This is a genomic window from Pseudomonas sp. LBUM1679 (assembly GCF_059695565.1).
Genome location: NZ_CP166774.1, coordinates 6,588,857 through 6,602,293, shown reverse-complemented (window position 1 = coordinate 6,602,293; position 13,437 = coordinate 6,588,857). Strand labels below are relative to the sequence as shown.

General features: G+C 54.9%; 25 protein-coding genes. All 25 read left to right on the top strand.

The window, feature by feature from the left end:
• Positions 1-5 precede the first annotated feature (5 nt).
• The 25 genes from rplB to ACA062_RS30115 all read left to right on the top strand — a co-directional run bounded on the left by rplB (position 6) and on the right by ACA062_RS30115 (position 13,418).
• Positions 6-830 carry a 50S ribosomal protein L2 gene (rplB, locus tag ACA062_RS30235; RefSeq protein ID WP_032884535.1) on the top strand — a complete coding sequence of 275 codons (825 nt, stop codon included), beginning with the start codon at positions 6-8 and terminating at the stop codon, positions 828-830.
• 16 nt (positions 831-846) lie between these two features.
• Positions 847-1,122, top strand: coding sequence for a 30S ribosomal protein S19 (gene rpsS / locus ACA062_RS30230; protein ID WP_002555486.1), 276 nt, complete (start codon positions 847-849; stop codon positions 1,120-1,122).
• A gap of 13 nt (positions 1,123-1,135) precedes the next feature.
• Entirely contained in the window at positions 1,136-1,468 is a 333-nt protein-coding gene (gene rplV, locus ACA062_RS30225) for a 50S ribosomal protein L22 (RefSeq protein ID WP_003103908.1), read from the top strand.
• Positions 1,469-1,481: 13 nt separating this feature from the next.
• Positions 1,482-2,168: a 30S ribosomal protein S3 gene (rpsC, locus tag ACA062_RS30220; protein WP_003176422.1), complete on the top strand. Its 687-nt coding sequence runs from the start codon at positions 1,482-1,484 to the stop codon at positions 2,166-2,168.
• A 12-nt stretch (positions 2,169-2,180) separates the two neighbouring features.
• The gene (gene rplP, locus ACA062_RS30215; protein WP_007943783.1) at positions 2,181-2,594 is read left to right on the top strand and encodes a 50S ribosomal protein L16; all 414 of its coding nucleotides are present in this window, start codon (positions 2,181-2,183) and stop codon (positions 2,592-2,594) included.
• Positions 2,594-2,785 carry a 50S ribosomal protein L29 gene (rpmC, locus tag ACA062_RS30210; protein ID WP_008030901.1) on the top strand — a complete coding sequence of 64 codons (192 nt, stop codon included), beginning with the start codon at positions 2,594-2,596 and terminating at the stop codon, positions 2,783-2,785. The genes rplP and rpmC overlap by 1 nt, the downstream gene beginning before the upstream one ends.
• 2 nt (positions 2,786-2,787) lie before the next feature.
• Positions 2,788-3,054 carry a 30S ribosomal protein S17 gene (gene rpsQ / locus ACA062_RS30205; protein ID WP_003176419.1) on the top strand — a complete coding sequence of 89 codons (267 nt, stop codon included), beginning with the start codon at positions 2,788-2,790 and terminating at the stop codon, positions 3,052-3,054.
• A gap of 23 nt (positions 3,055-3,077) precedes the next feature.
• Positions 3,078-3,446, top strand: a complete 369-nt coding sequence (gene rplN, locus ACA062_RS30200; RefSeq protein WP_002555479.1) for a 50S ribosomal protein L14 — start codon at positions 3,078-3,080, stop codon at positions 3,444-3,446.
• Positions 3,447-3,457: 11 nt separating this feature from the next.
• Positions 3,458-3,772: a 50S ribosomal protein L24 gene (gene rplX / locus ACA062_RS30195; protein ID WP_003176416.1), complete on the top strand. Its 315-nt coding sequence runs from the start codon at positions 3,458-3,460 to the stop codon at positions 3,770-3,772.
• Between the two features lie 22 nt (positions 3,773-3,794).
• Positions 3,795-4,334: a 50S ribosomal protein L5 gene (gene rplE, locus ACA062_RS30190; protein ID WP_003176415.1), complete on the top strand. Its 540-nt coding sequence runs from the start codon at positions 3,795-3,797 to the stop codon at positions 4,332-4,334.
• Between the two features lie 13 nt (positions 4,335-4,347).
• Entirely contained in the window at positions 4,348-4,653 is a 306-nt protein-coding gene (rpsN, locus tag ACA062_RS30185; RefSeq protein ID WP_003176414.1) for a 30S ribosomal protein S14, read from the top strand.
• Between the two features lie 209 nt (positions 4,654-4,862).
• Complete coding sequence (gene rpsH / locus ACA062_RS30180; RefSeq protein WP_003186040.1) at positions 4,863-5,255, top strand: 30S ribosomal protein S8; 393 nt, start codon at positions 4,863-4,865, stop codon at positions 5,253-5,255.
• Between the two features lie 12 nt (positions 5,256-5,267).
• Complete coding sequence (gene rplF / locus ACA062_RS30175; RefSeq protein WP_003176412.1) at positions 5,268-5,801, top strand: 50S ribosomal protein L6; 534 nt, start codon at positions 5,268-5,270, stop codon at positions 5,799-5,801.
• A gap of 10 nt (positions 5,802-5,811) precedes the next feature.
• Positions 5,812-6,162, top strand: a complete 351-nt coding sequence (gene rplR / locus ACA062_RS30170) for a 50S ribosomal protein L18 (RefSeq protein ID WP_003186037.1) — start codon at positions 5,812-5,814, stop codon at positions 6,160-6,162.
• 3 nt (positions 6,163-6,165) lie between these two features.
• Positions 6,166-6,666, top strand: a complete 501-nt coding sequence (rpsE, locus tag ACA062_RS30165) for a 30S ribosomal protein S5 (protein ID WP_007943782.1) — start codon at positions 6,166-6,168, stop codon at positions 6,664-6,666.
• 2 nt (positions 6,667-6,668) lie between these two features.
• Positions 6,669-6,845, top strand: a complete 177-nt coding sequence (gene rpmD / locus ACA062_RS30160; RefSeq protein WP_003186033.1) for a 50S ribosomal protein L30 — start codon at positions 6,669-6,671, stop codon at positions 6,843-6,845.
• Positions 6,846-6,848: 3 nt separating this feature from the next.
• A complete protein-coding gene (gene rplO / locus ACA062_RS30155) occupies positions 6,849-7,286 on the top strand; it encodes a 50S ribosomal protein L15 (RefSeq protein ID WP_064680056.1) in 438 nt (145 codons plus the stop codon).
• Positions 7,287-8,615, top strand: a complete 1,329-nt coding sequence (gene secY, locus ACA062_RS30150) for a preprotein translocase subunit SecY (RefSeq protein WP_064680055.1) — start codon at positions 7,287-7,289, stop codon at positions 8,613-8,615.
• A gap of 27 nt (positions 8,616-8,642) precedes the next feature.
• Positions 8,643-8,759: a 50S ribosomal protein L36 gene (gene rpmJ / locus ACA062_RS30145; RefSeq protein ID WP_002555468.1), complete on the top strand. Its 117-nt coding sequence runs from the start codon at positions 8,643-8,645 to the stop codon at positions 8,757-8,759.
• Between the two features lie 129 nt (positions 8,760-8,888).
• Positions 8,889-9,245 (top strand): 30S ribosomal protein S13, encoded by a 357-nt coding sequence (gene rpsM, locus ACA062_RS30140; RefSeq protein WP_003186020.1) that lies wholly within the window; start codon positions 8,889-8,891, stop codon positions 9,243-9,245.
• A gap of 30 nt (positions 9,246-9,275) precedes the next feature.
• Positions 9,276-9,665: a 30S ribosomal protein S11 gene (gene rpsK / locus ACA062_RS30135; RefSeq protein ID WP_002555466.1), complete on the top strand. Its 390-nt coding sequence runs from the start codon at positions 9,276-9,278 to the stop codon at positions 9,663-9,665.
• Positions 9,666-9,683: 18 nt separating this feature from the next.
• Positions 9,684-10,304, top strand: a complete 621-nt coding sequence (gene rpsD, locus ACA062_RS30130) for a 30S ribosomal protein S4 (protein ID WP_003210056.1) — start codon at positions 9,684-9,686, stop codon at positions 10,302-10,304.
• 22 nt (positions 10,305-10,326) lie between these two features.
• Complete coding sequence (locus ACA062_RS30125; protein ID WP_003176403.1) at positions 10,327-11,328, top strand: DNA-directed RNA polymerase subunit alpha; 1,002 nt, start codon at positions 10,327-10,329, stop codon at positions 11,326-11,328.
• A gap of 42 nt (positions 11,329-11,370) precedes the next feature.
• Positions 11,371-11,757 carry a 50S ribosomal protein L17 gene (rplQ, locus tag ACA062_RS30120; protein ID WP_008145500.1) on the top strand — a complete coding sequence of 129 codons (387 nt, stop codon included), beginning with the start codon at positions 11,371-11,373 and terminating at the stop codon, positions 11,755-11,757.
• 206 nt (positions 11,758-11,963) lie between these two features.
• A complete protein-coding gene (locus tag ACA062_RS30115) occupies positions 11,964-13,418 on the top strand; it encodes a catalase (protein WP_497454260.1) in 1,455 nt (484 codons plus the stop codon).
• The last annotated feature ends 19 nt before the right edge of the window (positions 13,419-13,437 follow it).

Here is a 13,437-nt window from a genome sequence, read left to right as displayed (position 1 = left end):
GCATCATGGCAATCGTTAAATGCAAACCGACTTCCCCTGGCCGCCGTTTTGTGGTCAAGGTGGTCAACCAGGAGCTGCATAAAGGCGCTCCTCACGCACCGCTGCTCGAGAAAAAATCGAAGACTGGTGGTCGTAACAACAATGGTCGCATTACCACTCGTCACATCGGTGGTGGCCATAAGCAGCATTATCGTCTGGTCGATTTCCGTCGCAACGACAAAGATGGCATCACTGCCACTGTCGAGCGTATCGAATACGATCCAAACCGTACTGCTCACATCGCTCTGCTGCTGTACGCAGATGGCGAGCGTCGCTACATCATCGCGCCTAAAGGCGTGAGTGCTGGCGACCAGCTGATCGCAGGTGCTCTGGCACCGATCAAGCCGGGCAACGCTCTGCAACTGCGTAACATTCCAGTTGGTAGCACCGTACACGGCATCGAATTGAAGCCAGGTAAAGGCGCACAGATCGCTCGTTCCGCTGGTGCTTCGGCTCAGCTGATCGCTCGTGAAGGTGTCTACGTGACCCTGCGTCTGCGTTCTGGTGAGATGCGTAAAGTGCTGGCTGAATGCCGCGCGACCCTGGGTGAAGTCTCGAACTCCGAGCACAGCCTGCGTTCGCTGGGTAAAGCTGGTGCCAAACGCTGGCGTGGCGTTCGCCCAACCGTTCGTGGTGTTGCCATGAACCCGGTTGACCACCCGCATGGTGGTGGTGAAGGTCGTACCTCTGGTGGTCGTCATCCGGTATCGCCATGGGGCTTCCCGACTAAGGGCGCGAAGACTCGTGGTAATAAGCGTACCGACAAAATGATCGTCCGTCGTCGCAAGTAAATAGAGGGATACGACAGTGCCACGTTCTCTGAAAAAAGGTCCTTTTATTGATCTTCACCTACTGAAGAAGATCGAAGTGGCGGCGGAAAAGAACGATCGCAAACCAGTGAAAACCTGGTCGCGTCGTTCGATGATCCTGCCACAAATGGTCGGTTTGACCATTGCAGTGCATAACGGTCGTCAACATGTTCCAGTTCTCGTGAACGAAGACATGGTCGGCCACAAACTAGGCGAGTTTGCCGGTACCCGCACATATCGTGGGCACGTGGCAGACAAGAAAGCCAAGCGTTAAGGGGTAAGGAACGATGGAAGTAGCCGCTAAGTTGTCGGGCGCTCGAATCTCCGCCCAGAAAGCCCGCTTGGTCGCCGACCAGATCCGCGGGAAGAAGGTGGGCGAAGCGCTCAACCTGTTGGCTTTCAGCAGTAAGAAAGCCGCCGAGATCATGAAGAAAGTGCTGGAGTCGGCCGTAGCCAACGCCGAGCATAACGAAGGCGCAGACGTTGATGACCTTAAAGTCAGCACCGTTTTCGTCAACGAAGGGCGTTCGCTGAAGCGAATCATGCCACGTGCCAAAGGCCGTGCTGATCGCATCGTCAAGCGGTCTTGCCATATCACTGTCAAGGTTGCTGACAAGTAACGGAGTCGAAGAGATGGGTCAGAAAGTACATCCCATTGGCATTCGCCTGGGAATCGTCAAGGAGCACACCTCCGTCTGGTACGCAGACGGTCGGACTTATGCGGACTATTTGTTCGCTGATCTGAAGGTGCGCGAGTATCTCCAAGACAAACTAAAAAGCGCGTCCGTAAGCCGTATCGATATCCATCGTCCGGCTCAAACTGCACGTATCACCATCCACACCGCTCGTCCAGGTATCGTTATCGGGAAGAAAGGTGAAGATGTTGAGAAACTGCGTCAGGACCTGACCAAACAAATGGGTGTGCCTGTGCACATCAATATCGAAGAAATCCGCAAGCCGGAACTCGACGGTATGTTGGTTGCGCAGAGCGTAGCTCAGCAGCTGGAGCGTCGCGTAATGTTCCGTCGCGCTATGAAGCGCGCTGTACAGAACGCCATGCGCATTGGTGCCAAAGGCATCAAAATCCAAGTGAGCGGTCGTCTCGGCGGTGCTGAAATCGCACGTACTGAATGGTATCGCGAAGGTCGTGTGCCACTGCACACCCTGCGTGCCGACATCGACTATGCCAACTACGAAGCTCACACCACTTACGGTGTGATCGGTGTAAAGGTTTGGATCTTCAAGGGCGAAGTAATTGGTGGTCGCCAAGAAGAACTGAAACCACAAGCACCAGCGCCTCGTAAAAAAGCTGCTAAGTAAGGGGTACGCCAAATGTTGCAACCAAAGCGTACGAAGTTCCGCAAGCAGATGACAGGCCACAACCGTGGTCTGGCTCAGCGCGGTAGCAAAGTCAGCTTCGGCGAGTATGCGCTGAAGTCTGTAGCTCGTGGTCGTCTCACCGCTCGTCAGATCGAGTCAGCGCGTCGTGCACTGACCCGTCACGTTAAACGTGGCGGCAAGATCTGGATCCGTGTATTCCCGGACAAGCCTATTTCCAAAAAGCCCCTCGAAGTTCGGATGGGTAAAGGTAAGGGTAGTGTGGAGTACTGGGTTGCCCAGATTCAGCCAGGCAAAGTCCTGTATGAAATCGAGGGCGTTTCTGAAGAGCTGGCGCGTGAGGCTTTTGCCCTGGCTGCTGCAAAGCTGCCGCTCGCCACCGCTTTTGTTAAACGGACGGTGATGTGATGAAAGCGAACGAACTTCGTGAAAAAGACGCGCCGCAGCTTAACGAGCAACTGCTCGGCCTGCTGCGCGACCAGTTCAATCTGCGTATGCAGAAAGCAACTGGCCAGTTGGGGCAGTCTCACCTGCTCCGGCAAGTTAAGCGTGACATCGCTCGCGTGAAGACTGTGCTCAAACAGCAGGCAGGTAAGTAATCATGGCTGAAGCCGAAAAAACCGTCCGTACGCTGACTGGCCGTGTTGTCAGCGACAAAATGGACAAGACCATCACCGTTCTGATCGAGCGTCGCGTAAAGCACCCGATCTACGGTAAATACGTTAAGCGTTCGACTAAGCTGCACGCGCACGACGAAACCAATCAGTGCCACATCGGCGACAAAGTCACTATTCGTGAAACTCGTCCTTTGGCCAAGACCAAGTCTTGGGCGCTGGTTGATGTTCTCGAACGCGCTGTGGAAGTCTAAGGACTAGGGGTCGGAGAAATTATATGATTCAGACTCAATCCATGCTCGATGTGGCCGATAACAGCGGCGCACGCCGCGTTATGTGCATCAAGGTGCTGGGTGGCTCCCATCGTCGTTACGCTGGTATCGGTGACATCATCAAGGTTACCGTCAAGGAAGCAATTCCTCGCGGTAAAGTGAAAAAAGGCCAAGTGATGACTGCTGTTGTAGTCCGCACTCGTCACGGCGTACGTCGTGCTGATGGCTCCATTATCCGCTTTGATGGCAACGCTGCTGTTCTTCTGAACAACAAGCAAGAGCCGATCGGCACCCGTATCTTTGGGCCAGTGACCCGTGAACTTCGTACTGAGAAGTTCATGAAGATCGTCTCGCTCGCCCCAGAAGTGCTGTAAGGAGATCCGACATGCAAAAGATTCGTCGTGACGACGAGATCATCGTGATCGCCGGCAAAGACAAAGGTAAGCGCGGTAAGGTGCTTAAGGTTCTCGCTAATAACCGTCTGGTTATCGGTGGTCTGAACCTGGTCAAGCGTCATACCAAGCCTAACCCGATGTCGGGCGTGCAAGGCGGTATCGTCGAAAAAGAAGCTCCACTGGACGCTTCTAACGTCGCCATTTTCAACGGCGAAACCAACAAGGCTGATCGCGTTGGTTTCAAAGTAGAAGACGGCAAGAAAATTCGTGTCTTCAAGTCGACCCAAAAAGCGGTTGATGCTTGAACACTGCTAGGTAGATGAGACCATGGCACGACTAAAAGAGATTTACTGGAAAGAAATCGCACCGAAGCTTAAGGAAGAACTTAAGCTTTCGAACGTGATGGAAGTTCCACGCGTTACCAAAATCACCCTGAACATGGGTCTGGGCGAAGCGGTCGGTGACAAAAAAGTCATCGAGCACGCTGTTGCCGATCTTGAAAAGATCACCGGTCAGAAAGTCGTTGTGACTTACGCTCGGAAATCCATCGCTGGCTTTAAAGTCCGTGAAGGTTGGCCGATCGGCGTCAAAGTGACTCTGCGCCGTGAGCGTATGTACGAATTCCTGGATCGTCTGCTGTCGATCTCCCTGCCTCGGGTCCGCGACTTCCGCGGCCTGAATGCCAAGTCCTTCGATGGTCGTGGTAACTACAGCATGGGCGTTAAAGAGCAGATCATCTTCCCGGAAATCGACTACGACAAGATCGATGCTCTCCGCGGTCTGGACATTACCCTGACCACCACTGCCAAGAACGATGATGAAGGTCGCGCCCTGTTGCGTGCTTTCAAATTCCCGTTCCGCAACTGATTGGAGTAGGAAAATGGCCAAGATGAGCATGAAAAACCGCGAGCTGAAGCGTCAGCTCACGGTTGCCAAGTACGCCAAAAAGCGTGCAGCACTGAAAGCTATCATCGTTGATCTGAACGCAAGTCCAGAAGCACGTTGGGAAGCTACAGTCGCTCTGCAGAAGCAGCCACGTGACGCAAGCGCTTCGCGCATGCGTAACCGCTGCCGCCTGACCGGTCGTCCACACGGCGTTTACCGCAAGTTCGGCCTTGGCCGTAACAAGCTGCGTGAAGCTGCAATGCGTGGTGACGTACCTGGTCTGGTTAAAGCCAGCTGGTAAGCACTGTCAAAGTCTCGGTGTCCAGGCTCGCAAGATCCTGACCACCGGTGACCTTGAACTTGAATCAAGCCCCTTTTGGGGCTTGATTCATTTGTGGGGTGTGTCTAGAATACCCGGCTCGCCTGAGCCCGTGCTTTTTTCGCATGGATGGCTCGGCGACACGTAGTAGCCGCAAGGCTAATTTTTTGTGTATTAGGAGCGTCTAGCCCATGAGTATGCAGGACCCGTTAGCGGACATGCTAACTCGAATCCGTAATGCCCAGATGGCTGAAAAGTCCGTCGTAAGCATGCCATCTTCTACTTTGAAGGTAGCTGTTGCCAAAGTCCTGAAGGACGAAGGTTACATTGCGGGTTATCAGATCAGCAGCGAAATCAAGCCACTGCTGTCTATCGAGCTGAAATATTTCGAAGGCCGTCCGGTCATCGAAGAAGTGAAGCGCGTTAGCCGTCCAGGCCTGCGTCAGTACAAGTCCGTCGATGATCTGCCGAAAGTTCGTGGCGGTCTCGGTGTGTCTATCGTCTCCACCAACAAAGGTGTGATGACGGATCGTGCTGCGCGCGCTGCCGGTGTCGGCGGCGAAGTTCTTTGCACTGTGTTCTAAGGGGGGATAAGCATGTCACGCGTCGCTAAGAACCCCGTTAAGCTGCCAGCCGGTGTCGAAGTCAAATTCGCAGGCCAACAGCTTTCGGTGAAGGGTGCCAAGGGCACTCTCGAACTGAACATCCATTCGTCCGTTGAGATTGTTGAAGAAGCCGGTGAGCTGCGTTTTGCTGCTCGCAATGGCGATCAACAGACTCGCGCAATGGCTGGTACCACTCGTGCGTTGGTAAACAACATGGTCCAAGGCGTAAGCCAAGGCTTCGAGCGCAAGCTCCAGCTGGTCGGTGTTGGTTACAAAGCGCAAGCAAAAGGCACAGTGCTGAACCTGGCTCTTGGCTTCTCGCACCCAGTGGATTATGAACTGCCGGAAGGCATCACCGCTGAGACTCCTAGCCAGACCGATATCCTGATCAAGGGCATCGATAAGCAGCTGGTAGGTCAAGTGGCCGCCGAGATCCGCGACTTCCGTCCACCAGAGCCGTACAAAGGCAAAGGTGTGCGCTACGCGGACGAAGTCGTCCGTCGTAAAGAAGCCAAGAAGAAGTAGGGCATAGCAAATGACCGACAAAAAAGTTACTCGACTGCGTCGCGCTCGCAAAGCACGCCTGAAAATGCACGAACTCGAAGTCGTGCGTCTCTGCGTGTTCCGCTCGTCGCAGCACATCTACGCCCAGGTCATTTCGGCCGACGGCAACAAAGTCCTGGCATCTGCCTCGACTTTGGATAAAGAACTGCGTGATGGCGCCACTGGCAACATCGACGCGGCCACTAAGGTTGGCCAGCTGGTCGCTACGCGTGCAAAAGCCGCTGGCGTCTCGCAGGTGGCTTTCGACCGCTCTGGCTTCAAGTACCACGGCCGCGTCAAGGCGCTGGCTGATGCTGCTCGTGAAGCTGGGCTGGAGTTCTAAGTTATGTCAAATAACGACCAAAAGCGCGACGAAGGCTACATTGAGAAGCTGGTTCAAGTTAACCGCGTAGCCAAAACCGTTAAAGGCGGCCGTATCTTCACTTTCACCGCGTTGACCGTGGTTGGTGATGGTAAAGGGCGTGTTGGCTTCGGCCGTGGCAAGTCACGTGAAGTGCCTGCTGCGATCCAGAAGGCAATGGAAGCTGCTCGCCGCAACATGATCCAAGTTGATCTGAACGGCACCACGCTGCAGTACGCAATGAAGTCCGGTCACGGCGCTTCGAAGGTGTACATGCAGCCTGCTTCTGAAGGTACCGGTATCATCGCTGGCGGCGCTATGCGTGCTGTCCTCGAGGTTGCTGGCGTTCAGAACGTTCTGGCCAAGTGCTACGGTTCGACTAACCCGGTAAACGTGGTTCACGCCACTTTCAAAGGTTTGAAGGCCATGCAGTCTCCTGAATCCATTGCCGCCAAGCGTGGCAAAAGCGTCAAGGAGATCTTCTGATCATGGCTACCGTTAAAGTTACGCTGATCAAAAGCATGACCGGCCGCATCCCTAACCACAAACTGTGCGTTAAGGGTCTGGGTCTGCGTCGCATCGGTCACACTGTAGAAGTACTTGATACTCCCGAGAATCGCGGGATGATCAACAAGGCTTACTACATGCTGCGTGTCGAGGGTTAATCGATGAAACTCAATGATCTGAGTCCAGCGCCGGGTTCCCGTCGCGAAAAGCATCGTCCGGGCCGTGGTATCGGTAGTGGTTTGGGCAAGACCGGTGGCCGTGGCCACAAAGGTCAGTCCTCCCGCTCCGGTGGCACCATTGCTCCAGGCTTTGAAGGCGGTCAACAGCCGCTGCATCGTCGCCTGCCGAAGTTCGGTTTCGTTTCCCTGAAGGCCATGGACCGCGCAGAAGTGCGTCTGTCCGAGCTGGCTAAAGTGGAAGGCGACATCGTCTCCGTGCAGTCCCTGAAAGATGCCAACGTGATCAACGTCAACGTACAGCGTGTGAAAATCATGCTGTCCGGCGAAGTTACTCGCGCTGTCACCATCGGAAAGGGAATCGGCGCCACCAAAGGTGCGCGTGCGGCTATCGAAGCAGCTGGCGGCAAGTTCGAGGAATAAATGGCTAAGCAAGGTGCTCTCTCTGCGCTCGGCAAAGGCGGTATGTCTGAACTCTGGGCTCGTCTGCGTTTTCTGTTCCTGGCGATTATCGTCTACCGAATAGGCGCACACATCCCGGTTCCAGGTATCAACCCGGACCGACTCGCGGACCTGTTTCGACAGAATGAGGGGACCATTCTTAGCTTGTTCAACATGTTTTCCGGCGGCGCGCTGGAACGGATGAGCATCTTTGCACTGGGGATCATGCCGTACATTTCGGCATCGATCATCATGCAACTGATGTCCGCCGTCAGCCCGCAACTGGAGCAGTTGAAGAAGGAAGGTGAAGCTGGGCGTCGCAAGATCGCCCAGTACACCCGCTACGGCACTGTCGTCCTCGCTCTTGTTCAGGCCATTGGCATGTCCATTGGTCTGGCGGGGCAGGGCGTATCGTTCACTGGTGACTTTGGCTTCCATTTCGTCGCGGTATCCACTTTTGTGGCTGGTGCGATGTTCATGATGTGGCTGGGTGAGCAGATTACTGAGCGTGGTGTTGGCAACGGTATCTCGATGTTGATTTTCGCAGGTATCGTCGCCGGTCTTCCGAGAGCGATCGGGCAGTCTTTCGAGTCTGCGCGTCAGGGTGATATCAACATTTTCGCCCTGGTTGCCATCGGTTTGCTGGCAGTAGCGATTATCGGTTTCGTGGTGTTCATTGAGCGTGGTCAGCGGCGTATTGCTGTTCACTACGCCAAGCGCCAGCAGGGCCGCAAGGTCTTCGCTGCGCAGACCAGCCACTTGCCGCTGAAGGTGAACATGGCCGGTGTTATTCCGGCTATTTTCGCGAGCAGCATCTTGCTGTTCCCGGCTTCGTTGGGTACCTGGTTCGGCCAGTCCGAAGGTTTGGGCTGGTTGCAGGACATCTCGCAGTCGATCGCTCCTGGTCAGCCGTTGAATATTCTGCTGTTTAGTGCAGGGATTATTTTCTTCTGCTTCTTCTATACGGCGTTGATGTTCAATCCGAAAGACGTAGCGGAAAACCTGAAGAAGTCCGGTGCCTTTATTCCGGGCATCCGTCCAGGCGAGCAGTCGGCGCGCTACATTGATGGCGTTCTGACCCGTTTGACCCTGTTCGGTGCTCTATATATGACGGCCGTGTGCCTGTTGCCCCAGTTCCTGGTGGTTGCAGCAAACGTTCCGTTCTACCTTGGCGGGACCTCGTTGCTGATCGTCGTCGTGGTTGTGATGGACTTCATGTCCCAAGTACAATCGCACCTCGTTTCGCACCAGTACGAATCCCTGATGAAGAAAGCCAACCTGAAGGGCTACGGCAGCGGCATGTTGCGCTGAGTACCCATAAGGTTCGAGGAGTTGGTGATGAAAGTTCGTGCATCGGTGAAAAAGCTGTGCCGCAACTGCAAGATTATTCGCCGCGAAGGTGTTGTTCGAGTAATTTGCAGCGCGGAACCGCGTCACAAACAGCGCCAAGGCTGAGTGTGATCCGCTTGAAGCCCGGCAGCTAGTGCGCTGCCGGGTTGATTATTTGTTATTACAGCGATATTATCTCGCGCCCTATTTCTTGGCTTCCGGGGCGTAGGTAGCTGTCAATTGGAGTCCCACTGAATGGCCCGTATTGCAGGCGTTAACATTCCAGATAACAAGCACACTGTTATCTCGCTGACCTACATCTATGGTGTTGGTCGCACAACTGCACAGAAAATTTGTGCAGTGACTGGGGTAAACCCAGCCGCAAAGATCAAGGATCTGAGCGACGAGCAGATTGAACAGCTGCGTGGCGAAGTGGCGAAGTTCACCACTGAAGGTGACCTGCGTCGCGAAATCAACATGAAAATCAAGCGTTTGATGGACCTCGGTTGCTATCGCGGTCTGCGTCATCGTCGTGGTCTTCCAGTGCGCGGTCAGCGTACGAAGACTAACGCGCGTACCCGTAAAGGTCCGCGTAAGCCGATCCGCAAGTAATCGCCCCAGCGAATCGACAGGAAAATTATCATGGCAAAACCTGCTGCTCGTCCTCGTAAAAAAGTTAAAAAGACAGTGGTTGATGGCATCGCCCACATCCATGCATCTTTTAACAACACAATCGTGACCATCACCGACCGTCAAGGTAACGCGCTTTCTTGGGCTACCTCCGGTGGTTCGGGTTTCCGCGGTTCCCGCAAGTCCACCCCGTTTGCTGCTCAAGTAGCTGCTGAACGTGCTGGTCAAGCTGCGCTGGAATATGGCCTGAAAAACCTCGACGTTAACGTCAAAGGTCCAGGTCCAGGTCGTGAGTCTGCTGTCCGTGCATTGAACGGCTGTGGCTATAAGATCGCCAGCATCACCGACGTGACGCCAATCCCGCACAACGGGTGCCGTCCGCCGAAGAAGCGCCGCGTGTAATCCAGGAGATTGTAAAGAATGGCTCGTTACATTGGTCCAAAATGCAAACTCGCTCGTCGCGAAGGCACCGATCTCTTCCTGAAGAGCGGCGTGCGCGCGATCGAATCGAAGTGCAACATTGAAGCAGCACCTGGTATCCACGGCCAACGCCGCGGTCGCCAGTCCGATTACGGCACCCAACTGCGTGAAAAGCAGAAGGTCCGTCGTATCTACGGCGTTCTCGAGCGTCAATTCAGCGGCTACTACAAAGAAGCTGCTGGCAAGAAAGGTGCAACCGGCGAAAACCTGTTGCAACTGCTCGAATGCCGTCTGGACAACGTTGTATACCGTATGGGTTTTGGCTCTACTCGTGCCGAATCCCGTCAGCTGGTATCGCACAAATCCGTCAGCGTTAACGGTCAGACCGTAAACGTGCCGTCGTACCAGGTTCGTGCTGGTGACGTGGTCGCGATTCGCGAGAAAGCAAAGAACCAACTTCGCATTGTCCAAGCTCTCGATCTGTGTGCCCAACGTGGCCGCGTAGAATGGGTAGAAGTAGACACTGAGAAGAAGTCGGGCGTTTTCAAGAACGTTCCAGCTCGCAGTGATCTGTCCGCCGACATCAACGAAAGCCTGATTGTCGAGCTCTACTCCAAGTAAGGGCTAGAAAATAGGTGCATCCATGCAGATTTCGGTAAATGAGTTCCTGACACCCCGCCATATTGATGTGCAGGTTGTCAGTCCAACCCGCGCCAAGATCACTCTCGAGCCTCTCGAGCGTGGTTTTGGCCACACCCTGGGCAACGCGCTGCGCCGCATCCTGTTGTCCTCAATGCCCGGCTGTGCAGTAGTCGAGGCCGAGATTGACGGTGTGCTCCACGAGTACAGCGCCATCGAAGGTGTACAGGAAGACGTAATTGAAATCCTGTTGAACCTTAAAGGTCTGGCTATCAAGCTGCACGGCCGTGACGAAGTTACGCTGACCTTGTCGAAGAAGGGTTCGGGGGTGGTTACCGCTGCCGATATTCAGCTGGATCATGATGTCGAGATCGTTAACCCCGATCACGTAATCGCTAACCTGGCGTCTAACGGCGCCTTGAACATGAAGCTCACCGTAGCTCGTGGTCGTGGTTATGAACCGGCAGACTCGCGTCAGAGCGATGAAGACGAAAGCCGCAGCATCGGTCGCTTGCAGCTTGACTCTTCGTTCAGCCCGGTTCGCCGTATCGCATACGTGGTGGAAAACGCCCGTGTCGAGCAGCGTACTAACCTGGACAAGCTGGTTATTGATCTGGAAACCAACGGTACCCTGGATCCTGAAGAGGCTATCCGCCGTGCTGCAACCATTCTGCAACAGCAGTTGGCTGCGTTCGTCGACCTCAAAGGTGACAGCGAACCAGTGGTAATCGAGCAGGAAGACGAGATCGATCCGATCCTGCTTCGCCCGGTTGACGATCTGGAACTGACTGTACGTTCGGCTAACTGCCTTAAGGCGGAAAACATCTACTACATCGGTGACCTGATTCAGCGTACCGAAGTAGAGCTGTTGAAGACTCCGAACCTTGGCAAGAAATCCTTGACTGAAATCAAGGACGTTCTGGCCTCCCGCGGTCTGTCCCTCGGCATGCGCCTCGACAACTGGCCGCCTGCAAGTCTTAAGAAGGACGACAAGGCGACTGCCTGATCGTCGTAATCACCGAACGTTGTGTTTGGTAAGGAATGAACCATGCGTCATCGTAAAAGTGGTCGTCACCTGAGCCGCACTAGCTCGCACCGCAAGGCCATGTTTCAAAACATGGCAGTGTCGCTGTTCGAGCACGAGCTGATCAAAACTACACTGCCGAAAGCTAAAGAACTGCGTCGCGTTGCTGAGCCGCTGATCACTTTGGCCAAGACAGACAGCCTGGCTAACCGCCGTCTGGCTTTCGACCGTACTCGTTCGAAAGCTATCGTTGGTAAGCTCTTCAACGACCTGGGCAAGCGTTACGCTACCCGTGAGGGTGGCTACCTGCGCATCCTCAAGTGCGGCTTCCGCACTGGCGACAACGCGCCTATGGCGTACGTCGAGTTGGTTGATCGTCCTGCCGGTGGTGAAGCTGTATCCGCTGAGTAAGACGTCAGTCTGAAACGAAAAACCGGGCCTAGTGCCCGGTTTTTTGTGCGCGCTTGAAAAGCCTTGGGTGGTCACCGTCATGCTATGAATTAGTATTTTTCTATCGATGCTAGCTAGTTAATAAATTTGATGACGTCATGTTCATGGTCAATAATCCGAGTCAGCCGATTAGCCGGCAGTTCAAGACTGACAAAGGATGAGATCGCATGAGCCAAAACAAAACGCTTACGACCGCCAGTGGCGCTCCTGTCGCCGACAACCAGAATTCCCGTTCCGCCGGCCCTCGTGGCCCGCTGCTGCTCGACGACTTCCACCTGATCGAGAAGCTTGCCCACTTCAACCGTGAAAACATCCCTGAGCGCCGTGTACACGCCAAAGGCTCGGGTGCTTACGGTACGTTCACCGTAACGCGTGACATCACCGGGTACAGCAGCGCCAAGCTGTTTGAGTCCATCGGCAAGCAAACCCCAACCTTCCTGCGGTTTTCCACCGTCGGCGGTGAGCGCGGTTCGGCCGACACCGAGCGCGATCCACGTGGTTTCGCCCTGAAGTTCTATACCGAGGAAGGTAACTGGGACATTGTCGGCAACAACACGCCGGTATTTTTCATCCGTGACCCTCTCAAATTCCCGGACTTTATCCACACCCAAAAGCGCCTGCCGCAAAGCAACCTGAAAAGCGCGCAGATGATGTGGGACTTCTGGTCGCATTCACCTGAGGCGTTGCACCAGGTCACCATTCTGTTCTCGGACCGCGGCATTCCCGACGGTTACCGTCACATGCACGGCTTTGGTAGCCACACCTACAGCCTGATCAACGCCAATGGCGAGCGGCACTGGGTGAAATGGCACTACAAGACCAAGCAAGGGATCAAAAACCTTGCCCCGGCAGATGCGGCACGCCTGGCCGGTACCGATCCGGATTACGCACAGCGTGATTTGTTCGAAGCCATCGAGCGCGGGGATTTTCCGAAATGGCGCGTGTGCATTCAGATCATGACCGAGGCTCAAGCTGCGGCGCACTATGAGAACCCTTTCGACGTCACCAAGACCTGGTCGCAGAAAGAATTTCCGCTGATCGAAGTCGGCGAGCTGGAACTCAACCGCAATCCGCTGAATTACTTCGCAGAAGTGGAGCAGGCTGCGTTCGGTCCGAGCAACATGGTACCCGGCGTCGGGTTGTCGCCAGACCGCATGCTGCAGGGACGGGTGTTCGCTTACGCGGATGCTCACCGCTACCGTATCGGCACCAACCACCAGCAACTGCCGGTGAACGCGCCTCGCAGTCCAGTGAACAGCTACCAGCGTGATGGGTCGATGGCGTTCGGCGCCAATGGCGGTGCGGCACCTAACTATGAGCCAAACAGCTACGTCGAGTCGCCGAAACAAGCACCTCGTTATGCCGAGCCCGCTCTCGCTCTGAGTGGCGCGGCGGATCGCTACGATCACCGCGAAGACACCGACTACTACAGCCACGCCGGTGCACTGTTTCGTTTGATGAGCGCTGAGCAGAAAACCCTGCTGGTCAACAACATTGCCGGTGCAATGGCCGGGGTTTCCGGTGATGTGATTGACCGTCAATTGCAGCATTTCTTCAGGGCCGATCAGGCGTATGGAGAAGCAATCGCAAAGGTTTTGGGCGTACAGCTTAACGAAGTCTAAACGAGAAGCAGAACCGCCC